Origin of the sequence: Paenibacillus sp. MMO-177, assembly GCF_037147795.1 — a bacterium.
GTDB lineage: Bacteria > Bacillota > Bacilli > Paenibacillales > Paenibacillaceae > Pristimantibacillus.
In genome coordinates this window covers 1-24192 of sequence record NZ_JBBCUR010000010.1, presented here as the reverse complement: position 1 = coordinate 24192, position 24192 = coordinate 1, and the positions used below count along the sequence as shown (strand labels likewise).

General features: G+C 51.2%; 26 protein-coding genes and 1 rRNA gene. 26 read left to right on the top strand and 1 reads right to left on the bottom strand.

The genetic code is table 11. From position 1 onward, the window contains the following. The first annotated feature begins 82 nt into the window (after nucleotides 1-82). The 24 genes from WFK81_RS24575 to WFK81_RS24460 all read left to right on the top strand — a co-directional run bounded on the left by WFK81_RS24575 (nucleotide 83) and on the right by WFK81_RS24460 (nucleotide 22268). Nucleotides 83-1312, top strand: a complete 1230-nt coding sequence (locus WFK81_RS24575; RefSeq protein ID WP_336789277.1) for a LolA family protein — start codon at nucleotides 83-85, stop codon at nucleotides 1310-1312. Between the two features lie 167 nt (nucleotides 1313-1479). Beyond that, nucleotides 1480-2664 (top strand): alanine racemase, encoded by a 1185-nt coding sequence (gene alr, locus WFK81_RS24570; RefSeq protein WP_336789275.1) that lies wholly within the window; start codon nucleotides 1480-1482, stop codon nucleotides 2662-2664. Nucleotides 2665-2881: 217 nt separating this feature from the next. Continuing rightward, nucleotides 2882-3163 carry a CopG family ribbon-helix-helix protein gene (locus WFK81_RS24565; RefSeq protein WP_041613299.1) on the top strand — a complete coding sequence of 94 codons (282 nt, stop codon included), beginning with the start codon at nucleotides 2882-2884 and terminating at the stop codon, nucleotides 3161-3163. Nucleotides 3164-3166: 3 nt separating this feature from the next. After that, the gene (locus WFK81_RS24560) at nucleotides 3167-3517 is read left to right on the top strand and encodes a type II toxin-antitoxin system PemK/MazF family toxin (RefSeq protein WP_015842701.1); all 351 of its coding nucleotides are present in this window, start codon (nucleotides 3167-3169) and stop codon (nucleotides 3515-3517) included. Between the two features lie 253 nt (nucleotides 3518-3770). Beyond that, nucleotides 3771-4484 carry an SAF domain-containing protein gene (locus WFK81_RS24555; protein WP_336789273.1) on the top strand — a complete coding sequence of 238 codons (714 nt, stop codon included), beginning with the start codon at nucleotides 3771-3773 and terminating at the stop codon, nucleotides 4482-4484. Beyond that, entirely contained in the window at nucleotides 4481-5329 is an 849-nt protein-coding gene (locus WFK81_RS24550; RefSeq protein WP_336789271.1) for a hypothetical protein, read from the top strand. The genes WFK81_RS24555 and WFK81_RS24550 overlap by 4 nt, the downstream gene beginning before the upstream one ends. Next, a complete protein-coding gene (locus WFK81_RS24545) occupies nucleotides 5326-6693 on the top strand; it encodes an ATPase, T2SS/T4P/T4SS family (protein ID WP_336789270.1) in 1368 nt (455 codons plus the stop codon). Before WFK81_RS24550 ends, WFK81_RS24545 begins: the two co-directional genes overlap by 4 nt. Continuing rightward, a complete protein-coding gene (locus WFK81_RS24540; RefSeq protein ID WP_336789268.1) occupies nucleotides 6690-7625 on the top strand; it encodes a type II secretion system F family protein in 936 nt (311 codons plus the stop codon). Before WFK81_RS24545 ends, WFK81_RS24540 begins: the two co-directional genes overlap by 4 nt. 18 nt (nucleotides 7626-7643) lie before the next feature. Then, complete coding sequence (locus tag WFK81_RS24535; protein WP_336789266.1) at nucleotides 7644-8510, top strand: hypothetical protein; 867 nt, start codon at nucleotides 7644-7646, stop codon at nucleotides 8508-8510. A gap of 60 nt (nucleotides 8511-8570) precedes the next feature. Next, nucleotides 8571-8732, top strand: a complete 162-nt coding sequence (locus WFK81_RS24530) for a hypothetical protein (protein ID WP_336789264.1) — start codon at nucleotides 8571-8573, stop codon at nucleotides 8730-8732. Nucleotides 8733-8745: 13 nt separating this feature from the next. Further along, entirely contained in the window at nucleotides 8746-8892 is a 147-nt protein-coding gene (locus WFK81_RS24525) for a hypothetical protein (RefSeq protein ID WP_015842708.1), read from the top strand. Further along, on the top strand, nucleotides 8889-9314 hold the full coding sequence (locus WFK81_RS24520; RefSeq protein ID WP_336789261.1) for a hypothetical protein: 426 nt from the start codon (nucleotides 8889-8891) through the stop codon (nucleotides 9312-9314). The genes WFK81_RS24525 and WFK81_RS24520 overlap by 4 nt, the downstream gene beginning before the upstream one ends. A gap of 19 nt (nucleotides 9315-9333) precedes the next feature. Beyond that, on the top strand, nucleotides 9334-9819 hold the full coding sequence (locus WFK81_RS24515) for a hypothetical protein (RefSeq protein WP_336789259.1): 486 nt from the start codon (nucleotides 9334-9336) through the stop codon (nucleotides 9817-9819). Between the two features lie 133 nt (nucleotides 9820-9952). Further along, nucleotides 9953-11179: a M24 family metallopeptidase gene (locus tag WFK81_RS24510; protein WP_336789257.1), complete on the top strand. Its 1227-nt coding sequence runs from the start codon at nucleotides 9953-9955 to the stop codon at nucleotides 11177-11179. A gap of 28 nt (nucleotides 11180-11207) precedes the next feature. Beyond that, entirely contained in the window at nucleotides 11208-11687 is a 480-nt protein-coding gene (locus tag WFK81_RS24505) for a PH domain-containing protein (protein ID WP_336789256.1), read from the top strand. Next, entirely contained in the window at nucleotides 11680-13116 is a 1437-nt protein-coding gene (locus tag WFK81_RS24500) for a PH domain-containing protein (RefSeq protein WP_336789254.1), read from the top strand. Before WFK81_RS24505 ends, WFK81_RS24500 begins: the two co-directional genes overlap by 8 nt. Nucleotides 13117-13214: 98 nt before the next feature. Further along, nucleotides 13215-13595: an ATPase gene (locus WFK81_RS24495; protein ID WP_336789252.1), complete on the top strand. Its 381-nt coding sequence runs from the start codon at nucleotides 13215-13217 to the stop codon at nucleotides 13593-13595. Nucleotides 13596-13738: 143 nt separating this feature from the next. Continuing rightward, nucleotides 13739-14026, top strand: a complete 288-nt coding sequence (gene gatC / locus WFK81_RS24490; protein ID WP_015842715.1) for an Asp-tRNA(Asn)/Glu-tRNA(Gln) amidotransferase subunit GatC — start codon at nucleotides 13739-13741, stop codon at nucleotides 14024-14026. A 32-nt stretch (nucleotides 14027-14058) separates the two neighbouring features. After that, on the top strand, nucleotides 14059-15519 hold the full coding sequence (gene gatA / locus WFK81_RS24485) for an Asp-tRNA(Asn)/Glu-tRNA(Gln) amidotransferase subunit GatA (RefSeq protein WP_336789250.1): 1461 nt from the start codon (nucleotides 14059-14061) through the stop codon (nucleotides 15517-15519). Nucleotides 15520-15533: 14 nt separating this feature from the next. Then, nucleotides 15534-16976, top strand: coding sequence for an Asp-tRNA(Asn)/Glu-tRNA(Gln) amidotransferase subunit GatB (gatB, locus tag WFK81_RS24480; RefSeq protein WP_336789248.1), 1443 nt, complete (start codon nucleotides 15534-15536; stop codon nucleotides 16974-16976). 185 nt (nucleotides 16977-17161) lie between these two features. Next, the gene (locus WFK81_RS24475) at nucleotides 17162-17803 is read left to right on the top strand and encodes an MgtC/SapB family protein (RefSeq protein WP_336789246.1); all 642 of its coding nucleotides are present in this window, start codon (nucleotides 17162-17164) and stop codon (nucleotides 17801-17803) included. Next, nucleotides 17785-19635 carry a DUF4097 family beta strand repeat-containing protein gene (locus tag WFK81_RS24470; RefSeq protein ID WP_336789245.1) on the top strand — a complete coding sequence of 617 codons (1851 nt, stop codon included), beginning with the start codon at nucleotides 17785-17787 and terminating at the stop codon, nucleotides 19633-19635. The genes WFK81_RS24475 and WFK81_RS24470 overlap by 19 nt, the downstream gene beginning before the upstream one ends. Before the next feature lie 75 nt (nucleotides 19636-19710). Then, on the top strand, nucleotides 19711-20145 hold the full coding sequence (gene perR, locus WFK81_RS24465) for a peroxide-responsive transcriptional repressor PerR (RefSeq protein WP_336789244.1): 435 nt from the start codon (nucleotides 19711-19713) through the stop codon (nucleotides 20143-20145). Between the two features lie 413 nt (nucleotides 20146-20558). Continuing rightward, the gene (locus tag WFK81_RS24460; RefSeq protein ID WP_336789477.1) at nucleotides 20559-22268 is read left to right on the top strand and encodes a glycosyl hydrolase family 18 protein; all 1710 of its coding nucleotides are present in this window, start codon (nucleotides 20559-20561) and stop codon (nucleotides 22266-22268) included. 65 nt (nucleotides 22269-22333) lie between these two features. On the opposite strand, the gene WFK81_RS24455 is transcribed toward WFK81_RS24460, so the two are convergent. Then, on the bottom strand, nucleotides 22334-22678 hold the full coding sequence (locus WFK81_RS24455; RefSeq protein ID WP_165930843.1) for a YgzB family protein: 345 nt from the start codon (nucleotides 22676-22678) through the stop codon (nucleotides 22334-22336). A 163-nt stretch (nucleotides 22679-22841) separates the two neighbouring features. On the opposite strand from WFK81_RS24455, the gene WFK81_RS24450 reads away from it, so the two are divergent. Next, nucleotides 22842-23711, top strand: coding sequence for a nucleotidyltransferase-like protein (locus WFK81_RS24450; RefSeq protein ID WP_336789243.1), 870 nt, complete (start codon nucleotides 22842-22844; stop codon nucleotides 23709-23711). A 329-nt stretch (nucleotides 23712-24040) separates the two neighbouring features. Further along, nucleotides 24041-24192 (top strand): 16S ribosomal RNA (locus tag WFK81_RS24445); the annotation flags it as partial.

Below are 24192 nucleotides of genomic sequence, written 5' to 3'. Positions count from 1 at the left end.
CAAACTAGTCCGCATAATCGGCCAAGTCCCCTCATAGACATGTTACCAGTGGGAAAAACATTGTGAAGAGGGGATGATTGTAATGCGTCGCATGACATGGGCAGCGGCAATCTTGTTAGTGTTTTCACTCGTACTTAGCGCATGCGGGAAGAAGGACGCCGAGTCCGTGGTCAAGGAGCTCGACAAGGTTGTAAACAACATGGAGAGCTACCAAGGGACAGGCACTATGAAACTTCATACCGGTCAGCAGGAACTGACATACAACGTTGAAGTTTCTTACCAGAAGCCCCATTATTACCGCATTAAATTGACGAATGCAGAGAAGGATATTACACAAATCGTTCTGCGCAACGATGACGGCGTGTTTGTCCTTACGCCGCGTCTGAACAAGGTGTTCCGTTTCCAAAGCGATTGGCCGCAAAATCAAGGGCAGGTATACCTCTATCAAACGCTGATTCAAAGCATTCTGACAGACAACTCGCGCCAATTCGCGGTTGATGATAAATCCTACGTCTTTGATGTCATGGCTAACTATAATAACGGCACGCTGGCCAGACAAAAAATTTGGCTGAACAAATCGGATTACAAACCGGTTCAGGTTCAAGTCAGCGATGCGAATGCTTCCGTGATGGTGCAAGTAGACTTTACGAGCTTCGAGTTTGGTCCAAGCTTTGATAAAACAACGTTTGAGACGGAAGCGAACATGAAGTCTTCGCCTTCGAGCAGCGGTACCAGCGATCAGCCGACAATCGCGGAGCCGGATCAAACGAATGCGAAAGGCAGCGCAAACGGTGATGCTGAAGGCAGCAAGGACGCGGTAACGCCGGATAAATCCACGGACTCGAAAACGGATGGCAAAACAGATGGCAAGACGGACAATAAAGGGACAAAAGATGGCGACAAAAACGCGACGGCAGAAGATGAAGAAGACGCTGACGACACGGCAGCTAATCCGCAGGCCGGTGCAGCAAGCGAGCTTCAGGTGATGGTGCCGACAGCTCTTCCGAACGGCGTCGTTATGAAGGATAGCATGGATATCGTATTTGGCGGCTTGCCTGGCGTCGTGTCCCGCTATACGGGCACTTACGACTTCTCGCTGATCCAGACCCAGCCAAAAGATATGGCAGCTACGTATTCGGGCGGCACCTTCCTTGATCTCGGATTTACGATTGGCGAGCTGACCGGCGGGGATGATCAGAAGACGCTCACCTGGATCGTGGACGGCAACGAGCTTCGTCTGACAAGCAGCACGCTTCCTGAGACGGAAATGATCCGAATTGCCCAATCCGTTCAAGTGGATACAACGAAATAAAACACATCCAGAGCGGAGCGCGGGAAACTTTTTTCCAAGACGTGCTATCCGATTACGGCCGCCATTTCATTGACAGCCTAAGCGACAACGTATAACATTAATCCTATTGATGTTTACAGTTGCTCGGGATTGCTCGGGGCTGCCGAATGAGGAGAAGGTGAACCGACTTGGAATCGTATTACCGCCCGACGAGGGTAGAAATTTCGCTTGACGCGCTGAACCGCAACCTGCATGCGTTCCGCAGCGCTATGCCTGAAGGGCGATTGCTGATGGCTTCGGTCAAAGCGAACGCATACGGGCATGGCGCAGTGGAAATTGCCCGCGAAGCAGAGCGGTTCGGCGTTGATTATTTGGGCGTAGCCTTTCTGGATGAAGCGCTCCAGCTTCGTCATGCCGGGATTGCTACCCCAATTCTCGTGCTTGGATTTGTTCCGGCGGATGCGCTCGCTATCGCACGCGACAAAGATATAACAATCGCGCTTTTCCGGGAAGATATCTTGGAGGCGGCTGCGGCTCTTCCCGCTCATGCGGATGGCAAGAAGCTCAAAGCCCATATTAAGATTGATTCCGGAATGGGACGGCTTGGAATTATCGGCAAGGATGAAGCGATTGCTTTTATCCGCAAAGCGCTTGATGTTCCGCAGCTGGAAATTGAGGGCATGTTCACTCACTACGCCAAAGCGGACGAGACGGACAAAAGCTATACCCGCCGGCAATATGAGCGTTTTCATGCTGTTGCGGAGTATGTACGCAGCCATCAGCTGCCAATCCGTATCCTTCATGCAGCCAACAGCGCAGCAGGCATTGATACGCCGGAATATGGCGGCGACATGGTTCGCCTCGGCATTAGCATGTACGGTCTTTATCCTTCGGATGAAGTAAGCCGCGAGAGAATCAAGCTTGAACCGGTGCTTTCGCTTAAGTCGGAAGTCGTCATGGTGAAGACGGCGCCTCCAGGCTGGGGAATCAGTTACGGTACCCGGTATGTGACCAAGCAGGAAGAATGCATTGGCACGCTGCCAATCGGGTATGCCGACGGATTCAGCCGGATGCTGACCGGCAAAGCCCATGTGCTTGTACGGGGGGTAAAAGTGCCTGTGCGAGGAACGATCTGCATGGATCAATGCATGATTGCTTTGGATCCCGCAGCGGCGGATGCAGCCGTAGAGCCGGGCGAAGAGGTTGTGCTGATCGGACGGCAAGGCGGGGAAGAGATATCGGCGGAGGAGCTTGCTTTGCAGCTTGGAACGATCAACTACGAAGTAACCTGCATGCTGGCAGCCCGCGTGCCCCGCGTCTATGTGAGAGACGGACAGGTGGTCGCGGTATCGAATCCGCTCGTTTTAGGTTAGGAATTATTTACTAATCGCAACTTTTCGCGAATAATAGAGGATTTCCGTCGTCGATCGCGAATTAGTTAAATCAAATTTGGATATGCTCGGAGATGCAGTAAAATCATGCAGCATATTTGATATACGCATAACATAGCTATGATAAAGTATAGTGACAGCGAATTATTGTAATAATGAATATTAATGGTTTTGGAAAAGTTTTGGGGGTGCTAGTTCGGTGGCCAATATGCAGAACACCAAGAGGATCATGATCAGCTTGCCGGATCAATTGCTGGAGGAGGTCGACGGCATCGTCGCCAAGGAAAATTCCAACCGCAGCGAGTTTATTCGGCAGGCCATGAAGCTGTATCTTGTGGAACGAAAAAAACGGCAGATCCGTGAGTCCATGCAGCGTGGGTATCTGGAAATGGCGAAGATCAACTTGAACATGGCCTCCGAAGCTTTTCAAGCGGAGGAAGAAGCCGATCATACGTTAGGCCGTCTCGTAAGCGGGGTGTAGAGGTTGATCGTAAAACGCGGAGATGTGTTTTTTGCGGATTTGTCACCAGTCGTCGGATCGGAACAGGGCGGAGTAAGACCCGTATTAGTCATTCAGAATGATATCGGCAACCGCTTTAGTCCGACGGTTATCGTCGCGGCCATTACGGCGCAAATCCAGAAAGCCAAATTGCCTACGCACGTTGAAATGGAAGCGGCGGCTCACGGCTTCGACAGAGACTCCGTCGTGCTGCTTGAGCAGATTAGGACGATCGACAAGCAGCGTTTAACCGACAAGATCACCCATCTGGACGATGAAACGATGCGTAAAGTGGACGATGCTCTGCTGATCAGCGTTGGATTAATTGATTTTTAAACGCAGGGATGGAACAAGGACAGCCATATGCTGTCCTTGTTTTTTTGCGTGATGTCGTCGCATAATGGCGAATTTTTGGAAATTTTGAAAAAAATCTATAGACAACTATTTAATAATTTTGCTATTATATGGTCAATTGGTTGTTAAATTACATATACGTGCACGGCTTAGCGAAGAACGCTAGCAGATCAGCCTTATTTAGGCTACTGCTGCGTTCTTTTTTTTTCGCCGTGGATTAGAGAGGGGAGAGTCGATGAACAGAAGGAGAAATGCAGGCATTGGATTGCTGGCCGCCTTGCTGTCGGGGGTTCTGGTGTATGGTTTGTTCCAGTTGCAGAGGCTGCAGGTTACCCGCGGGGAGACGGTTGAGGTTGTTGTGGCCAAGCAGTTTGTTGAAGCAGGCAGGAGGTTAACGGAAGCGGATATCGCATACAAACGCATCCCCCGCGAGGGCTACGAGCAGGGAATGCTTGTGGACGCCAAGCAGGCGGTAGGCTTGGAGACCGTTATTCCGCTTGGGACGAATGAGCCGATTCTGGGTTGGAAAATCGATAAGTACCATCTGCTGCCGACGGGCATGGAATCAACCTTTCAAATTCCGCGCGACTACGTTCGCTCCATCTCTAACGGCATTCGCGCCGGCGATAAGGTAACCGTCTATTTGTCCGGCGAGAATGAACCATCCAGGCGGATATTTGATTCGCTTGTGACGGTCGCGTCGGTGAAATCCTCAAGCAACGTGGAGATCGACAATATGAAGGATCCTAATCTGCTGTCGCTGGCAGAAGGGGACAAGGAACGGATGTATGCTTCAAGACGCGATGCGAACGGCATGATTGAATACATTAACTTGAACCTGACGGAGTCGCAATGGCTGCAGATTGACGGTTATTGCAAGGATGGCCTTCATAAGCTGGTTATCGCCTACAGTCCGGAATCGCTGCAGCTGGAGGAGGATCATACGTGAATGCTATCACGGCACCGTTAATCACCTTTGTCGGGACTACGCCGAATATTGGCACCACCTCGGCCGCATTTGCCGCAGCCTTTCGGATGGCGGAAGCAAGCGGCAGGCAGATTGGTTATTTATGCCTTCATCTAAAAAGCGCAAAGCTTCACCGGTATTTGGGTATAGCCGAGCCCGCCGTGACGCTGGATAAGCTGAGGCCGGAGCTGAAGTCCGGATCATTGACGATCGACAAGCTGCAGCGGGCGGTGCAGCCGGTTAGAGGAATGCCGAATTTGCATGTGTTGTTCGGCAATATGATGAGGGATCAGGCAGAGTTTTATTCGCCGGAGGAAATGGAGCATTTGTTGCAAATCGCCGGGCAGACGTTCTCAATGGTTGTTATCGACGTAGGTGCTTACTGGGATAACGCGGCTACGATATGCGCCCTGCGCGAGGCCGATACGCGAGTTATCGTCACCACCGATGCTTTGTCCCATTTCCAGGAAGACGGAAAACGCTGGATTTCGCAAGTATCGCCGCTGTTTGGGCTATCAACGGAACAATACGACACGGTTGTTATTTACTCGCCATGGAGCGCAGGAGGATATCGCATGAAGGATATTTGCAAAGAAATGGGCACATCGAAACTTGGAGAATTGAGGTTTGGTCAACAATTCTACGCGCAGCTGGACAACGGTCATTACGGTCAGTGGCTGAAGGAGGATCCTGCCGGCAAGCTTGCCATGCAGGAGAGCGCGGAGCAGTTGATGGACCGTCATCATATACGCAGGGTAACGCCAACGCTTGCCGTACAGCCTTGGTACCGCAAGCTGCTTGCTCATCGCAACGGGGTAGGCTCTTGAGTTCGGGGACAAGCAAGTTCTCACCGTCGGATTATTCTGCTAGGTTGAGGCTGGATCAATATGCGGTCACGGATCCTTTGGACAGAGGGGAATCGGCCGGACGCGGAGCGGATTTCGGAAGGCTGGCAGAGGAGATCAGGTCCTACTTGGCAGCACCCAGGGGACTAACGGAAGAAGAGCGCCGGCAGTACAGCGAGACCTTGAACCGGGCCGTGCTTGGCTTTGCGCCGGAGAGGGAGCAAGTACTGGCGATTATAGCCGATAGGCTGATACGCCTCCGAATTCACCAGCTGGATGGTTATAAGCATCCGTACGCAACGCTTGCCGAAGCCTTGTTCGCGGAGGTAATCGGACTTAATGTGCTTGAGCTAGTGCTAGCCAGGAAGGACGGTCTCGAGGAGATTCAAGTTGTCGGCTCTCAGATTTATGAAGTAAGAGACGGCCAGACGATGCTGTCGCCCTATCGCTTCGACCATGAGCGGGACGTGGAGCGGATTCAACAGAACCTCGTGCTGTATAACAATGACCGAATTAACCCCCGGAAGCGGTGGGCGGAGGTTATGCTGAGGGACGGCTCGCGCGTCACGATGACCGGCTTTGGTTTTACTTCGAAGCCAACGCTTACGATCCGTTTTTTTACGGTGCGCAGCTTTAGTCTGGAATCCTTATGCTCTGCTCCGTACCATACGTTGAGCTTGGCGATGAGGAATATGCTGCTGGATGTGCTTGAAGCGCGGTTTAATCTGGTCATTATCGGCCCGACCAACTCGGGCAAGACCCATCTTATGAAGGCTTTGATCGCCGAACTGCCGGATGAAGAACGGATCGTCACGATCGAAGGGCGGTTCGAGATGATGCTTGGGCGGGATTTTCCCATGAAAAATACGGTTGAATACGAAGCGGACGAGGATGATCCGCAGCACCGGGCCGAGCAGGCGTTTAAGCTGGCCCTCCGCCAATCCCCGCAGCGCATCGTGCATGCCGAGATCCGCGATATGGATGCCAATATTTATGTAAGGGCATGTACGAGGGGGCATTCCGGCAGCATGACCACGGTACATGCCAATACGCTGGAGGATGTGCCGGAAGCGATTACCGACATGTGCATGCTGGACGGGCGCGGAATGAATCCGGAGCGTTTGACGAAGAGGATCGCCGAATACGTTACCCAAGTGGGCATTGAGATGCGTTATTTGGGCGGCAGGCGGGTCATTGCCCGAATCGGTGAGCTGAGCTGGACGAATAACGAGGTAATTGTCCGGGATTGGGCTAGATTCGATGAGACTAGCGGACAGTGGATTTATCCCGAGAAGCCTTCAGCTAAAGCGAGGGCTCGTCTTTCCGAAAGGGGCTGGAGGACTTGATCAAGCTGTCTATCGCGGCGGCGGCCCTTCTTCTTTTTGGCTTGTGGTTTATTTCCTTGTCCAGCTGGCTGCTGGTATGGACGGAACGTCAGGAGCGAATGGACAGACTTGCGTATCCTGCGAGGAATCGTCTGGGTTACCGGCTGACCGAAAAGCTGAAAAGATTCGAACGAATATACCGCCACTTGTCCGAGCTGCTTGAAACGCTTCAGTTAAAGCTGAAGCCATCCGGTCTTATCATCGGATCGATACTGCTCCTGCTGGCCGGGGTTGCCGTTGGCGGCTTCTTCTTTCAGAGCATCAAGGGGACGCTGTTATTTGGTCTTGTTGTCGGCTGTCTGCCCTATACGATCCTGCGGGCTATGCTTGTCCAGAGACAGATGCAGCTGCAAATGGACTTTTTGCCGGCTATCGAGCTGTTCTACCAATGTTATTTGGTAACGGGAGGCCGGCAGGTTCGAACGGCTTTGCAGCGCACGGTTGAAGAGCGGAGATTGCTTGGCCCCATGCAGTCGGTGTTCGAACAGCTGTACCGGAATCTGTCGGTTCGCGGCGACGACGAGGCAAGCTTGCGCATTTTTTCGAGTGCGCTTGGCCATGTGTGGGGAGATTATTTCGTCAATATTATGCGGGTAGCCTTAGCGGAGGGATCGCCTATCGCGGAAAGTCTGAAAGAACTGCTCGGAGATATGCGCAAAGCTCGGCGGGCGAACGAGCAGGAGCGGAACAAGCTGCTGGAGATCCGGATTGCCAACTTTACGCCGGTTCTGTTCCTGGCATTTTATATCGGCATCAATGTCCGCTACAACCGGGAGAACTCCTATTACTACTATCTGATTGATCCGCAGGGAAGAGATATGCTGCTTAACGCCATTGTTCTTATCTTTGCTTCTTTCTTGATGGGACTCTGGCTGTCACGGAAAAAAATGTAGAAGGGAGGTTGCGGGCCTATGGAGTCGTTTATCCGCCTGCTTATCGCTGCCGGGGAGTTTCTGTTTGGTTTCCTGGGCGTTTATATCATTCTTCAATCCATGCCCCGAAGAAGGCCGAGATGGTTCCATCTGGACGCCTTGAACTGGCGGACGGACGAAATGCCGGATAAGTGGTTGAAGCTGCTCCGTTTATCGCGGGAGAAGGGAACTTTCATCGAACGGGCAACCCTTCTTGCAGGCTGCGGAGTTACCGCGGACGCGGCTTGGTATTCGGCGGCGAGAAGAATCTTGCTTTTTCTTCTTCCCGCAATTGCTGTCCTTTACCGCGGCTTGTCAATCGAACGGGGAGCATGGCTTTGCTACACGCTGGTGCTGACGGGGGTTGTGCTGTTGTATTGGGATCTGCCGTGGTTGCGCTCTTTCAGGAGACTCCGCGCGCAAAGGATTACCAAGGAAATTTATTTGATGAGCAACCAGCTGCTGTATCTCTCCGAATCGGCTCTTCATATCCATACCAAGCTGACCCGCTGCATCCCGTTTACCCGGACGCTGCGCGGGGACCTCGAACGGCTGCTTGCCGAATGGTATCACGATGCGGAGCAGGCGCTTCGCCGGTTCAAGCACCGAATCGGCACGGACGACGGCATGAGCTTTGTGGAGACGATCGACTCCTTGCGGCTTCACGAGAGCCAGGAATATTACAGGCTTCTCCGCGAGCGGATTCAGGACTACAAGGAGAAGCTTGAGCTTGCCAAGGAAAGCCGAAAGGAGTCAACTTCTTACTTCCTGTTTATCATTGCGGGGATCCCGATTCTGTACACCTTTCAGATTTTTATTTACCCCTGGGTGCAGGAGGGGCGCAAGCTGTTTGAATCTTTGGGATGAACGGCCGATCGCTCTACCGCTCGAATGAGGGGGAAAACGCCGCGAAGGAGGTGAATCAAGATGCGCAATATTTTGATGACCGTCATGCTGCTTGTTGTCGTCATTGTTCTGTTCAACAACATTATTGCTAACGATACAACCGGAACAAGCAAGCAGATTCAGACACAAGGCAGCTCGGCTAACACAAAGATCGGCTCCATGTTATCAACCGGTTCGAACTAAGGAGGGGCAGCCGATGAGAGGCCTGCTAATAGCGATGCTGCTTCTGGTGACCGTCATTTTGCTGTATACGGGAATTACCGGAGGCGAAGGCGGCACGAAGCGGCAGGTGGAGCGCTCCGGAGCGGCGATCGGTGCCTATATCCGGCAGATGAGCCCATGAGAAATATATTAGTGTTTGTGTTGTTTGCCGCTATGGTGTGCTGGATGATGTTCTCGCCGATCTATAAGCATGTGCTGATTGCAAGGCAAGCGGTCTTGCAGCAGGAGACCGATTATTTGCTGGAGGTTGGCGCCAGCGGGAGCTACGGCTATATCGATGCCGTTATGATGGAGCAGTCGCGGGACCGGCTCGCCGCTTTCGGGATGAGGCCTGAGCTTGTCGAGTTTGACGTGACGGCAGATAACGGCCTTGCCGCGACGGACCCAACCTCTCCGCTTCCGAGGGGGACCGGGATTATGCTGAAGATGAGCTATCCGTATGAGAACCTGTCCGAGATCGACCGGTTGATTGGACTGGAGCCTATCGCCGAAGGCAGCCGCATGCGGACGTTTGGAATGAAGATGAGCGAGTACATGCCGTAAGGCCGGACAAGGAGATGCCATGTATAAGCTGATGTTGATCTTATTGATGATGACGGTATGGGTATCGATCCATTTTTTGCAAACAGATGAAGAAATGGCGATGAAGCTGCTCTATCAGGGGAAGCATGCGCTGAACCGCGCTGCCCATGCAGCCTCGCAGCAGCTGGATCCGGCAGCGATGGCCGAAGGTGTTCTTCGGATTGATCCGGATGCGGCTGAATCGGCCGCGGCTGCTTACCTGCAGGCGAATCTGCACCTGGATGCACTGGGGAATCCATTGCCGAACTCCCCTGTCCGCGAGCGGGTGAATGTGCTTGTATTCGAAGTCATAAATAATGATCGCAGCTTCCCTTATACGTACAGGAACGATCAATACGATTACGAGGCCACTCTCCAAAGGCCGGGCGTCGTCCTTATTATCCATGTCGTTTACCCGCGCGCGTTTACGCTGCTTGGTCCAATCGAATGGGAGATTAAAGGCGTATCGGAGTTGGCGGTAAGGTAGCCAGTCCAAGTCCGTATTGAATATTAGTTGTTTAAAGGGGGCGAGAACGAAGCGAACATTCGCTTCCTGTTGACGATCCATCATAAAATTGATCTAATAAAGGGGGAATACGGAAGTTAGGAGTTGGCTTCGAATGGAGATTAAAAAAGACGTTTCCGAGGAAGTTGTGCGGGAAAGAATAACCAAGCTGCAGGTAGCAATGCGAGCCTCGGCGATGGACGGGTTTCTTCTGACCCAAAACATAGATCTTTATTATTACACCGGCTCTATGCAGAACGGATATGCCTTTATTCCGTCGCATGGGGAACCGGTTTTCTTTGTGAAAAGGAGCCTTGAGCGGGCTAAGCTCGAGAGCGGCATTTCCGTTAAGGAGCTTGGGGCCTTCCGTCTGTTTGGCGAGACGCTGGCACGGGAATTTCCTCAAGTTTTTAAAGCCGGAACGGGGAATCCGGCTGCTATAGCGGCAGATCTTGATGTGCTTCCCGCCCAAACCTATCTGAAGCTGTCCGGATTGGTGCAGGCCGCCGGCGCCGGTCCGATTGTTGACGGTTCGGCCATCGTTAGAAGACAACGGATGATCAAATCGACGCTTGAGATCAGCCGGTTCGAAGCGGCAGCCGCCGTTGTTGACGAGGCGCTGAACGAGGCGCTTAATTTCTTGAAGCCGGGCGTAACGGAATTGGAATGGATGGCACGCGTTGAATATGAGCTGCGTATAAGAGGACATATCGGCCTCATGAGGATGCGGGGTTATAACCAGGAAATTGCGACGGGTATGTTTATTGCCGGCTCGGCCGCTGCTGTTCCCACGTATTTCGATGGTCCTGCCGGCGGGCTTGGCCTTGGTGCGACGTCGCCGCAAAGCGTCAGCCGCAAAACGATTGAACGGAATGAGCCCATTTTGATGGATATCGGCTGCTGTATCGACGGTTACGTGATTGATCAGACCCGTACGGCTGTTATAGGAGAGCTGACGGAAAAGCTGGCTCATGCCTATGACGTATCCGAAGCCATTATCCGTGAAGCGGAGAACGGAATGATGCAGGGGGCAATCTGTTCGGCTCTTTACGAGAGAGCTCTCGAGCAGGCGGATGAAGCGGGACTCTCCCCGCATTTTATGGGCTATGGCGCTGACCAGGCCAAGTTCCTTGGGCATGGAATCGGGCTTGAGATTGACGAATGGCCGGTTCTAGCGAAAGGTTTTGACATTCCGCTGGAAGCGGGAATGGTAATAGCCGTTGAACCGAAGTTTACGTTTCCCGGCGATGGTGTAGTCGGCATAGAGAACAGCTATTTGATTACGGACGGCCGCCCGCGGGCTCTGACCTTTACCAGAGAAGGACTAATCAAACTGCCATAAACAGGTATGCCAAGGGGGCTTTGCTGGAATGGACCGTCTATTATCAAAAAGGCTTCACCGGGATTACATCACCGTGTATCGAATAAGCTCGCTAATTACGCATCTTGTGCTTTATGTGATTGTTATTGCCTATCTGACGTTTGCGGCCTGGAAGCATTGGACTTATATCCCGGGCTTAATCGGGCTGGCGGTTGTAAGTTTGTCGGCCGTATTGTTTGTATGGTTTATTCCGGAGGTCAAATACCGGCGGTTTCAATACGAGCTGTTTGACGAGGAGCTGGAGATCAAATCCGGGCTTATCGTTATTCGCAACGTCCTTGTTCCGATGGTGCGCGTCCAGCATGTGGAGCTGGAAAGCGGACCGCTCATGCGCAAATACGAGCTTGCCAGCGTGGCGGTTGTAACCGCCGCAACCACGCACCGGATCAGCGGCCTCAAGCAAAGCGAAGCGCATTTCCTGAAGAGGCGGATCGGCCAGCTCGCGAAAGTAGATGATCAGGATGATTAAGCGAAACAAGCCTCGCAGGCTGCATCCGATTTTTATCCTGTTTCCGTTGTTCAATACTGTAAAAGGGCTGCTGCCGCTCATCATTATTACCTTGATGCAGGGCGTAAACTGGTCGGGCGTAAACGGGTATGTCTATCTTGGGATTTTGGCTGCCGTAACCTTGCTAATGTTCCTTGGCTTGTTCGGCTGGCGCAAATTTTCCTTTACCGTAGAGGATGACCGGATCGTTATCCGCAAAGGGATCCTGTTCAGAGACGAGAAGACGATCTACTTTGGCCGGATTCATTCCGTAAATCTCGAGCAGCCCATTCTGCAGCGGCTGCTTGGCGTCACGCAGGTCAAGATCGAGACTCCCGGCGGCAACAAGAAGGCTGACGGAATACTCGAGGCCTTGACCGAGAAAGATGCAAAGCAGCTGCAGAAGCTTCTGCTGGCTCCTTATGATCGGCCGGCGGAGGCTGCCATACAGCAACAGCCGGTTCTCCCTAACTATCGATTAACCCCGGGCCAGCTGCTGCTTGCTGCCGCGACCTCTCTTAATTTTGGCCTGGTTGTTGCGTTTATCGCGGGGATCATCTCGCTGGCGGATGATTTCATCAACGAGCTGGCACCCCATTTATATTCTACGCTCTACAAAGAATCAACAAGCGCGGATCCCAGCTACACCGTTATAGCGGTTATTGCGGTATGCGGGCTTGCCGTTGCGTGGCTGCTTTCCCTTGTTTTGTATGTCATCAAGTTTGCGGGGTTTACCGCAAATAAACAGGATGAGCAAATCTCGATCTCCTACGGCCTCCTCGAGAAAAGGGTGCATCACTTTGATGCCCGCAAGGTGCAGGCGGTTATCGTAGCCGAAGGTCTTCTCCTTCAGTGGATCGGATTTGCCCAGATAGAGCTGCAGGTCATCTCCTCGGATAAAACGGAGCGATTGATGCTGCATCCGTTTATTCCCATAGCGTCGGTTCCATCCGTTTTGGCCTGCTTCGTGCCGCAGTTTACGGCCGCGGAGATTAGGGCAGCCGCCCCGAAACGGGCTTTTTTCGACTATGTTTGGAAAGGGCAGCTCGCTGCGATTCTCCTATGCGCCGTCTTTATTTACTTTTTCCATATTCATGGGTTATGGTCTCTTATTCTCCTTCCCCTTGCCGCAGCCTGGAGCTGGAGCTGTTTGTCAGCCGCGGGCATGAACTTGGAAGACGGACAGTTAACCCTTCGCAAGCGGAGTCTGACGAGAATGACTTATTACCTGCGCAGGCCTCAGATTGTCTCCATGGCTACAAGGCGGACCAGAGGACAGCAGAGAAGGCGGCTGCTGACGGTCTCGGCGCATGTGCTTGGCAGTATTCAGGCCTACCGCGTCTATTGTCTCGAGCGGGAGGATGTGGAGAAGGTATGGCGCTGGTACAGCCGGCATCAAATCGGGAAATAAAACAGGGGCAGCCGCTTGCTCTCTGTAATTGGACACCGCTATCATTTTTTAGTAGGATAATAGAGATAGACAGCGGCTGATAGACAGGAGTGAAGACAATGCTGAGTTTAGGGGCAAAGGTTGTTATTATCGCTGACCAATTCGAGCAAAATCTCCCTCTTGGGGAGTATGGTTATATAATCGCTTACGACCGCAATCCGGACAATGTGTTCGATTATGTGGTAAGAGTGCCTGCGGCTAACCGCAATTTCCTGGTTCCGGACGAGGATGTTGAACTGGAGGAAGTGCTGCTGCAGGAAGAGGTTGACCGGATCGAGAGGGAGGCGTTGATTGATTACGCGCTGGCCACCTTTAACGAAGAGCTGTTCAACCGGATTGTAAAAGGCGAAGAAAAGCCCGAGGAGAAGGACAATACGGGCGGCGAGAGCCAAACAACGGAAGACTTTATTCGCCAGGTTAATCTGAAGGCGTGGATATAACGGCAATCATCTTAGGCGGAGCTTATCCCTTAACGGGGAAAGGCTCCGTTTCATTTTGCCTGCCTGAACACTTTGTGAAATGACGATTATAAGCTATAATAGGAGGAATGAGTAGAAGGCTTGAAAGGGAGGACGAAGCATCCATGAGCATTACGATTAAAGACGTAGAGCATGTTGCGAATTTGGCGCGGCTGGAGCTCTCGAATGAAGAAAAAGAACAATTTACGGGACAGCTGAATGCGATCCTGAAATATGCGGAAAAGCTGGACAGCCTGGATACGGACAATGTAGAGCCGACCAGCCACGTGCTGCCGATTACGAACGTGATGCGCGAAGATATTACCCGCGAATCGCTTCCGATTGAGAAAGTGCTGCTTAACGCACCGGATGAAGAAGACGGCCAGATCAAAGTGCCGGCTGTATTGGAATAGAACTTACAGGTATTTGAAGGGAGGAACTGCTGTTGTCACTGTTTGATTTACGCCTACAGGATGTACATAGCAAGCTCAATAACAAAGAATTGACGGTTTCCGATTTGGTGGACGCTTCTTACCGCCGGATTGCGGAGACAGACGAAACGATTAAGGCTTTCCTTACATTAAATGAAGAGAACGCCCGCCGCCAGGCGGACAGCCTGGACAAGCAGCTTCTGGAGGGCGGCGAACGCGGCCTTCTGTTCGGCCTGCCCGCCGGCGTGAAGGACAACATTGTAACGGAAGGGCTGCTTACGACCTGCGCGAGCCAATTCCTGAGCAACTATAACCCGATATATGATGCAACAACGGTATCCAAGCTGAAATCCGCTCAGTCGGTTACGATCGGCAAGCTGAACATGGACGAGTTCGCGATGGGCGGATCGAACGAGAACTCCAGCTACTATCCGACGCGCAACCCGTGGAATCCGGAATATGTTCCGGGCGGTTCCAGCGGCGGCTCGGCGGCGTCGGTTGCCGCGGGACAAGTCTACTTCTCCCTTGGCTCCGATACAGGCGGTTCAATTCGTCAGCCGGCAGCATATTGCGGCATAGTTGGCCTCAAGCCGACGTACGGCCTGGTATCCCGCTTTGGTCTCGTAGCTTTTGCTTCTTCCCTGGATCAGATCGGCCCGCTCACGAAAAATGTTGAAGATTCCGCTTACGTGCTGCAATCGATCGCGGGTTATGACGAGAAGGATTCGACATCCGCTAACGTTGATATTCCGGACTACACCAGCGCTCTTACCGGCGATGTGAAAGGTCTTCGCATTGGCGTGCCTAGAGAGTATCTGGGCGAAGGCATTGACCCTAAGGTAAAGGAAGCCGTTATGCAGGCTCTCAAAACGTTCGAAAGCATGGGCGCATCCTGGGAGGAAGTATCGCTTCCGCATACCGAATACGCGATTGCGACTTACTACCTGCTCGCATCCTCGGAAGCTTCGTCCAATCTGGCGCGTTTCGACGGCGTTCGTTACGGCGTTCGCGCGGACAACCCGGACAACTTGATCGACTTGTACCGCAAATCGCGCAGCCAGGGCTTTGGCCCGGAAGTCAAACGCCGGATCATGCTGGGTACTTACGCGCTTAGCTCTGGTTATTACGATGCGTATTACCTGAAGGCGCAAAAGGTTCGCACGCTGATTAAGCAGGACTTCGATAACGTCTTCAACCAATACGATATCATCATTGGCCCTACGGCTCCGACAACGGCGTTCAAGATTGGCGAGCAGGTTGGCGATCCGCTGACGATGTACCTGAACGATATTTGCACGATTCCGGTAAGCCTTGCGGGCATTCCGGCAATCAGCGTTCCTTGCGGAACGGCGGACGGCATGCCTATCGGCCTGCAAATCATCGGCAAGGTATTTGATGAATCGACCGTGCTGCGTGCGGCTCACGCGTTTGAGCAGCAAACCGAATTCCATAAATTGCGGCCGCAGCTAGGGTGAAGGGAGAAATAACGATGTCTGAAGCGACTCAATACGAAACGGTAGTTGGTCTCGAAGTACACGTGGAGCTGCATACCAACAGTAAAATTTTCTGCGGCTGCTCCACTGCTTTTGGAGCTCCGGCTAATACTCATACATGTCCGGTCTGTCTTGGGCACCCGGGCGTTCTGCCCGTCTTGAACAAGCAAGCTGTCGAATACGCGATGAAAGCGGCAATGGCGCTTAACTGCGAAATTGCGGACATTAGCAAATTCGACCGCAAAAACTATTTCTACCCGGATTCGCCAAAAGCGTATCAAATCTCACAGTTCGATCAGCCAATCGGCCAGAACGGCTGGATTGATATCGAAGTAAACGGCGAGACCAAACGAATCGGCATTACCCGCCTCCATCTGGAGGAGGACGCCGGCAAGCTGACCCACGTTGATGGCGGCTACGCTTCCCTTGTTGACTTTAACCGCGTCGGTACGCCGCTTGTCGAGATCGTATCCGAACCGGACATCCGTACGCCGGAAGAAGCGAAGGCTTACCTCGAGAAGCTGAAAGCGATTATGCTGTACTGCGAAGTATCGGACGTGAAGATGGAAGAGGGCAGCCTCCGCTGCGATGCTAACATCAGTCTTCGTCCTTACGGGCAAGAGAAGTTTGGCACGCGCGCCGAGCTTAAGAACATGAACTCGTTCCGAGGCGTGCAACGCGGTCTCGAATACGAACAAATCCGCCAGGCTGAGATTCTGAATGAAGGCGGCCTCGTTGTACAGGAGACGCGCAGATGGGATGATACGCAAGGCAAAACCTTCTCGATGCGCGGCAAGGAAGAATCGCATGATTACCGTTACTTCCCGGACCCTGACTTGGTTCGCCTCAACATTAGTCAGGAATGGAAAGACCGTGTCCGCGCCTCGATTCCGGAGCTTCCGGATGCGCGCAAGGCCCGTTACACAAGCGAATACGGCTTGCCTTCCTATGACGCGGAAGTGATTACTTCTTCGAAGAAGCTTGCGGATTTCTTTGAGGAAAGCCTGAACTATACAAAGGATGCTAAAGCGGTATCCAACTGGATCATGGGTGATCTTCTCGGCTATCTGAACGCGAACGGCCTGGAGCTTTCCGAAGTGAAAATTACCGGTCAAGGTCTTGGAGAGATGATTGGTCTGCTCGAGAAAGGCACTATCAGCAGCAAGATCGCGAAGACTGTCTTCAAAGCCATGCTGGAATCCGGCAAGCTGCCGCAGCAGATCGTCGAAGAGCAAGGTCTCGTCCAAATTAGCGACGAAGGCGCGCTTGTAGCCGTTGTGGATCAGATCATCCAAGCGAACCCGCAATCGGTAGAAGATTTTAAAGCGGGTAAAGACAAAGCGATCGGCTTCCTGGTCGGCCAAATTATGAAAGAGACAAAAGGCAAAGCGAATCCGGCTCTCGTGAATAAGCTTCTGCTTGAACGTCTGAAAGCCTAATTGCCGATCTTTTGACGCCGCTCATCCTAAGCGATGGGCGGCGTCTTTTCATGGAATGCAGGTCCATATGCATACTAATATGGTACAATTATCATGATGAAAGGTTGTGCTGCCACTTGGGTCATGATCTCGCGAATCCCTGGTATATTAATGAGTTTCATCTCGGGTTAAGGTTGCTTCTCGCCATGCTCCTCGGTGGACTGATCGGCCTCGAGCGCGAACAGTCGAATCATGCGGCAGGGCTGCGCACGAATATTTTGGTATGTATCGGTTCTTGTTTGCTAATGCTCTTATCGATATACGGTTTTTCTTCTTTCGTTAATGAGACGAATGTCCGGGTGGACCCTGCCCGTCTGGCGGCCGCTGTCATAACGGGAGTCGGGTTCCTCGGAGCAGGTACAATTTTGTTTACGGGCAAGTCCATTACGGGGCTGACAACGGCGGCTTCCTTGTGGGTGGTATCGGCAATCGGACTTGCGGTAGGCGCAGGATTTTATTTTGCCGCGGTAACCACAACGGTTCTGGTTCTCCTTATTCTTTGGGCTTTCAATAAGCTGGAGAAAAGATACATCAGCACGAAGCGCGAGCATAAATTAGTCGTTCAGGCGGATGAACAGTCCACCATTGTCCTTACGCTAAACGCTTTGCTGACCGAGAAGCAGATTATTATCCGGAAGGTCATGCTGGAGGAAAGCGCGAAGCACGAGCAGGGTGTGCAGCAGTTTATGCTTCATTTGACCGTGCAGCTGCCGAAAGATGAATCGTTATTAGCTTTGCTGGAACAAATCAAGCAGATGGAGGGCGTGCATTGCGTGAGCTCGGATTAGATCGGCCAAAGAGCAGACTTCTTACCTTATTACTCGCATTTTTGCTTCCCGGAGCCGGGCATTTATATACGGGGCGTTATCAGAGAGGACTGCTTCTGACCGCCGGTCTAGTTCTTAATATAGCTGCTATTATCAGGCTGGCAGATGCAAATGCGGCAAGGCATCTGCTCTTTATTGTCTATTTGGGAATTACGCTGCCGGTATATTACTTTGTCAGCGTGTTTGATGCCTTGCAGACCAGGGCCGATGCCGAAGCTTGTTCTACGGATCAATTGTCGCCGGTTGCCGGCTTGTTAATTATGGCTGCCGGTGTACTGCTGTTTATTCTGACCGACCCGCCCGCGGCGCTTATTCCGTGGATGGATGACTTAGCGGAAATGTCGGTAGGACCGTTTCTGGTGGCGGTAGCGCTTGTCTTATGGTTCTCGCGAGCGAAGGGAGATCAGTCCATGTTTCGATTGGGGCGGTTCACAGCCGCCATATTTATTGTTGTTGTTGGGGGCCTACTCTTATGGGACCAAATAAAGGACCGTAATGATGTGGCCTTATTGGGCAAATGGTGGCCTGCCGTATTTATTTTGCTTGGCGCCGAAATTATCATCTATAGCATTGTTTACCGGAAGGCCGCTAGAAAGCTGCGGTTTGATTTTATCGGCGCGATTATTGCTATCGTTATATCCGTCGTTGCATTTACGGTAACCCAATACGCGGAGCTTCCGTTCCGCTGGCTGGATCAGTACGTTGATTTGAAAGGCACCCCCGATTATGGAGAAGAGAAGGGCTTTAAATTTGCAAAAGAGACGGATACGGTACCTTTTGACGCTGCGGCCATAACCAAACTCAAAATCTCCAATCCGAACGGGAAAGTAACCGTGCGGGGAGGGGATGCGAATCAGCTCGTTATTGATACAGAGGTATGGGTAGACGTAACGGATGAGCAGGAAGCCGAACAGATTGCGGCCAAGTCGGCCGTAGAAAGAGTATCGGATGCCGATTCGATGACGATAACGGCAAAAGGCGAGCCCTATGGTACGAACGGAAGCCGTAAACCGCGCATAAATATCGTTATTACAGTGCCGCAGACAGCTGTTACGGCCCAGGACCCCGTGGTAAATACAGACAATCCGTCTGCGGATGCGAATATAAATTCAAATTCAATTTCTGGTTTGGAAGCAGCGGAGACTCCGATAAACGAACCGGAAAAGAAATCGGCGCCTCAAATGGCCATAACGGTTGATGTCAATAACGGTCCTGTTACAGTCAGCGGGTTGAAAGCGCCTGGCGGAATCCAGCTGAAGAGCGATAATGGCGATATTGCCGTCCAGCAGATTGAAGGACACGTGGTGATTCACGGCCTGAATGGAGGAATTAAACTCCAAACTGTAAAGGGCGATGCCGAATTGTCCACGAAGAACGGTGCGATTACAGCGGATGCGCTGGCTGGCAATTTGACCGCCGAAACCTGGAATGGCGCCATGACACTGAGCGGCATTAAGGGGAGCGTGGATGCGGACACAAAAAACGGCAAGATTGCAATGAGGGAAGTATCCGGAGAAGTCAAAGCGTCTACGTTAAACGGGAATATCGAGCTGGCTAGCCAGACGGTGGGCGGGGACTGGGATCTGGACAGCACGGTTGGAGAGATTAAGCTGCACGTACCGGCAGTTGGAGATTACTCCGTATTTGGCTCGGTAACATTTGGAAGCATTATGACCGATTTGCCGCTAAAGGTAAACAAAAAAACGGTTCGCGGAACTATAGGCTCAGGTACTTACCGAATTCATGTGAATGCGACTAACAGTATTTACATACAGTTGTATGAGGCGGGTTGATGAGCGCTTTCATTGACAAACCGTTTTGAATGAACGTACAATAGCTTTATCTATTAAAAGAAAGGCGTGAGGGGAATGGGAGCCAGCGTTGCCGAAGCAATTGAACAGTTGAAGATGAATGGCGTCCGTATGACCCCGCAACGTCACGCCATATTGAGTTATTTGATGGGCTCAATGTCACATCCGACAGCCGATGAGATCTATAAATCGCTGTCTCCGAATTTTCCGAGTATGAGCGTGGCTACGATATATAATAACTTGAGGTTATTTGTCGAAGCGGGTCTAGTTCGCGAATTAACCTACGGTGACGATTCCAGCCGATTTGATGCGGATTTGTCCGACCATTACCATGCGATTTGCAAAAGCTGCGGCCAGATCGTAGATTTTGAATACCCGCCTCTGCTTGAGGTTGAGCGGGCTGCTTCCAACAAGACCGGTTTCAAGGTGGAAGGGCATCGCATGGAGATTTACGGAGTATGCTCCAACTGCAGTGAAACGGTTAAAGCGTAAATGGGTTAGGCTGTTTATAGTTGAGATGGAATAAGACGTGCATGGATGCGGTAATTCGCTGATTTGCACGTCTTTTTTTGAAAATTGTAAGCATATATTAATTCTCATATAAATATGGCATAGAATTCTCCGGATTGAAACGCGCTCCGCCGCCTAAAGATGGCGAAACCGTTTCACCTTGGGACGAATGCTTTCGAAGCAAGAATCATCACTAACAACCGTAGCGAGGCTGTTAGTGGTGATAATTCTTAGGTTTATGCTTTCGAAGCAAGAATCATCACGAACGGCCTAATAAGGCCGTTTGGGTGATAATTCTTTAGGTTTATGCTTTCGAAGCAAGAATCATCACTAACAGCCCTAATCAGGCTGTTAGTGGTGACAATTCTTTTTAGGAGAGTGAGCACTTGGAGACGATGTACACCAGAGCGCCGCGCAGCCGCAAGGGCGGGGGAGCATGGTATACGATGCTGTTCCTGATATTTATCGCAGCAGCAATGGGCGTTTGGTTTATTTATATGAAGTTTATCCCGAACTCGCATATCGCTGTTCCTGACTACGGGATGGAACATCCGATAACTTATCAAGGCGAAATCATGGATCAAGGTGCCTTAATTCAAAATGATGAAATAATGCTCCCGATATCCGCCCTGCAAAAGGCGCTTGGACCGGACGAGCCCGTATATTACGAAGCGGAGACCGGCTCCATCATTTTAACCACGGCCAATAAAGTATTGCGGCTAAAGACTGACGCTCTGACAGCAGAGCTTAATCAAAAGCCTTATGAATTGCACATTGCGGCACTGACCAAGGATGATGCCGTTTATATACCGATTACGCCGCTTGAAGAGCTTTATGGTCTGAAGACGGAATATAAGGCTGATTCCGGCATCGTTATTTTACTCCAGGCAGGGGAATCTATTCAGCAAGGGAAGGCCTTGAAGTCGAAAGGCAGCGCGATTCGGAGCAAGACAAGCATCCATTCTCCAATGGCGGAAAAAGTACCTCAAGGCGGGATCGTTCGGATTTGGGGCGAGGAACATGGATGGCTTTTTGTACAGGGGCCTCAAGGACAGCTTGGATATATGCAGAAATCCAATGTGGAGCTGGCCAGCATAGAGAAGGTTCCGCAAGCAGCCAAAGAAGAGCCTTTTATTCCATGGAAAGTACTCGGCAGTAAAATTAATCTGACTTGGGAAGCCGTGTACGATAAGAATCCGGCTCCGGATGCTATAGGTACCCTGAAAGGCGTTAATGTGGTAAGTCCAACATGGTTCGAGCTGCAGGATGGGAAAGGAACGATTAAAGGCAAGGCGGATCCGGCTTATGTGCGATGGGCCCATAATCAAGGGATGCAGGTTTGGGCTTTATTCAGCAATGGCTTTGAACCCGATCAAACAACGGAAGCATTGGCTAAGGCCGATACACGCTTTAAAATGATTCGTCAGCTGCTTGCTTTTGCCGAGACGTATCATCTTCAAGGCATTAATATCGATTTCGAGAACGTAAGGACGTCCGATAAAGCCAATCTTGTTCAATTCGTAAGAGAGCTGACGCCTCTTCTCCATGAACAGGGGCTCGTTGTTTCGATTGACGTAACGCCGAAATCCAACAGCGAGCTGTGGTCCATGTTCCTTGACCGCTCGGCATTAGGACGTACCGTCGACTATATGATGGTAATGGCATATGACGAGCATTGGGCTTCCAGCCCGGAAGCGGGCTCCGTGGCATCGCTTGGCTGGACGGCAAGCGCAGTAAAACGCATTATCGAAGAAGACGGCGTATCCGCGAACAAAATCATTCTTAGCATGCCACTATATACCCGTATTTGGACGGAACAAAACGGAAAGGTGACTTCCAAGGCGGTGGGCATGGATAAGGTTAAAGACATTATCGCGAGCAAAAAGCTTACCACAACGCTCGATGAAGCTGCTGGACAGAATTACGTGGAGTATAAGGAGAATGGCGCCTTAAACCGGATATGGATTGAAGATGCGTTGTCCATCCAGTCCAGGGTCAAGCTTATGCGCGAACTTGGTTTGGCCGGCGTGGCTACATGGAATCGTTCCTTCCAGACTTCCTCGATCTGGCCCGTCATTGACGAAGCTATTAACAAACGGCCTTAATAATTATTATTGATGTAACAAAAGAAGCAGCCCCGGTGACAAGCACCAAGGGCTGCTTCTTTGTTTTATTCGACCGACGGTTCATGAGTTGCCTGAGCGGGATCAAGCGTAAGCATCGTTTTGCAATACATGCAGCGATCGGTTTTTCCAAGCATTTTTGTCGGTCGGTGGCATTCAGGACATTCCAGCATGGTAGCGCTTGTCGACATCATGCCGGCCCAGAAATACACGACGCAGCTAATTAGGAGCGAGATCATCCCGATGACCATAAAGATCGCCGCGAAGATTTTGCCGGCGTGTCCCCACCAGACGATTCCGCCAGTTCCGATAATCATTACCCCCATGCCAACTAGCGTAAAGACGAGGCCCCACAAACGGAATTCATTGATTTTTGCCGATTTGAAAAAAATCTTATTCACTATTCCATTCCTCTCTATGACGATTGACGTATGTAACGTTAACGGTTTTCTTCTTTTGCAAGCAGGAAACCGCAACACTTTGTCGAAAAAGATAGGTACTATACAGATAATTATTATAGCTTAATCTAAATGGATTAGCTATACGGAGGCCGAAGTGAATACGAAACAGTATTTTATTGAAACGTATCGTTCGCAGCTGGATGTCGTTGGTCTGGCAGCAGTCGAGAATCCGTATCCTTATAATCCGTTGATTGAAGGATTGGACGTTTTAGTTCTTGTTGTGCGAGAGAGCGGGGTTAATGAAACAACCGAACATGTATGCCATCATGGCACACGGATAATGGTTCGGACGGTTGATACCGGTCGTTTGGAGCAATGGATTGCGGGCAGAAGCGGCAGCGTGATTCAATGGATGGTTCGGGGGGAGATATTGATGGAGCGCGACAATTACTTGACGAATATTCGTGAGCAATTGATGTTATTTCCGGATATCTTGCGGGAACAGAAGCGTTTTGCCGAGTTTTCCGGTTTCCTGCGAACCTATCTGCAAGCGAAGCAGGACCTTGAGGACAATCATATTCTGGATGCGCACAGCCATGTCATGGCAGCACTTCATCACTGGGCGCATATCGTACTTATAGAAGAAGGGCATCATCCGGAGCTGACGGTTTGGAAGCAGATCCGCAGAGTCCATCCGGGTGTCTACAAGCTGTACGAGGAATTGACGGCAAGTCCGGAATCTTTGGAACAGCGTGTCCGGCTTGTTATGCTTGCTTGCGAGTTTACCGTAATGAATAAAATGAAATCCTGCTGCTCTTTATTGTTCGAAGCAATCAGCAGCAGACAGGAACCGTGGACTATATGCGAGTTGCAGAACTATCCGCCTATTCAGGAATTGCATATTGATCTTTCCCTGGTTGTTCAGAATCTGGTTAAACGAGCTTACGTCCGTGAGGTGGCGGTTATGCCCGATAACGGAGATCCGGATGTGCTGGAACTAAGGTATTTGTTGACGGCCATTTGATACAATCCATGTAAAATACCCGCTGTTTTCGCGCGGGTATTTTATTTATAAAAAGGATTGACTTACTATTTGGCCCTATGGTACATTAATACTCGCCGCTTTTGAGGCAGGTCAAAATAAGTCGATATCGACATTTAAAAAAAATGTCGAATGACGAAAAAAAGTGCTTGCAATCATCTAGGCGACTGTGATATATTATAAAAGTCGCCGCTGAGAGAAACGGCGATGAACGAAAAACAAATTGTTCTTTGAAAACTGAACAACGAGCGAAACTGCCCCGTTATTTATAACGGAAAAGCGATAAAACAAGTAATGAGCAATCAAACACTTTAATGGAGAGTTTGATCCTGGCTCAGGACGAACGCTGGCGGCGTGCCTAATACATGCAAGTCGAGCGGACTTTGCCTTCGGGTAAAGTTAGCGGCGGACGGGTGAGTAACACGTGGGTAACCTGCCCATAAGACTGGGATAACATTCGGAA

What these genes read in the sequence shown, in the direction of transcription:
- WFK81_RS24575 (WP_336789277.1), top strand. Translation starts at nt 83, where the DNA reads ATGCGTCGCATGACATGGGCAGCGGCAATCTTGTTAGTGTTTTCACTC.
- WFK81_RS24555 (WP_336789273.1), top strand. Translation starts at nt 3,771, where the DNA reads ATGAACAGAAGGAGAAATGCAGGCATTGGATTGCTGGCCGCCTTGCTG.
- WFK81_RS24535 (WP_336789266.1), top strand. Translation starts at nt 7,644, where the DNA reads ATGGAGTCGTTTATCCGCCTGCTTATCGCTGCCGGGGAGTTTCTGTTT.
- WFK81_RS24530 (WP_336789264.1), top strand. Translation starts at nt 8,571, where the DNA reads ATGCGCAATATTTTGATGACCGTCATGCTGCTTGTTGTCGTCATTGTT.
- WFK81_RS24525 (WP_015842708.1), top strand. Translation starts at nt 8,746, where the DNA reads ATGAGAGGCCTGCTAATAGCGATGCTGCTTCTGGTGACCGTCATTTTG.
- WFK81_RS24520 (WP_336789261.1), top strand. Translation starts at nt 8,889, where the DNA reads ATGAGAAATATATTAGTGTTTGTGTTGTTTGCCGCTATGGTGTGCTGG.
- WFK81_RS24515 (WP_336789259.1), top strand. Translation starts at nt 9,334, where the DNA reads ATGTATAAGCTGATGTTGATCTTATTGATGATGACGGTATGGGTATCG.
- WFK81_RS24510 (WP_336789257.1), top strand. Translation starts at nt 9,953, where the DNA reads ATGGAGATTAAAAAAGACGTTTCCGAGGAAGTTGTGCGGGAAAGAATA.
- WFK81_RS24505 (WP_336789256.1), top strand. Translation starts at nt 11,208, where the DNA reads ATGGACCGTCTATTATCAAAAAGGCTTCACCGGGATTACATCACCGTG.
- WFK81_RS24500 (WP_336789254.1), top strand. Translation starts at nt 11,680, where the DNA reads ATGATTAAGCGAAACAAGCCTCGCAGGCTGCATCCGATTTTTATCCTG.
- WFK81_RS24495 (WP_336789252.1), top strand. Translation starts at nt 13,215, where the DNA reads ATGCTGAGTTTAGGGGCAAAGGTTGTTATTATCGCTGACCAATTCGAG.
- gatC (WP_015842715.1), top strand. Translation starts at nt 13,739, where the DNA reads ATGAGCATTACGATTAAAGACGTAGAGCATGTTGCGAATTTGGCGCGG.
- gatB (WP_336789248.1), top strand. Translation starts at nt 15,534, where the DNA reads ATGTCTGAAGCGACTCAATACGAAACGGTAGTTGGTCTCGAAGTACAC.
- WFK81_RS24475 (WP_336789246.1), top strand. Translation starts at nt 17,162, where the DNA reads ATGCTCCTCGGTGGACTGATCGGCCTCGAGCGCGAACAGTCGAATCAT.
- perR (WP_336789244.1), top strand. Translation starts at nt 19,711, where the DNA reads ATGGGAGCCAGCGTTGCCGAAGCAATTGAACAGTTGAAGATGAATGGC.
- WFK81_RS24460 (WP_336789477.1), top strand. Translation starts at nt 20,559, where the DNA reads ATGTACACCAGAGCGCCGCGCAGCCGCAAGGGCGGGGGAGCATGGTAT.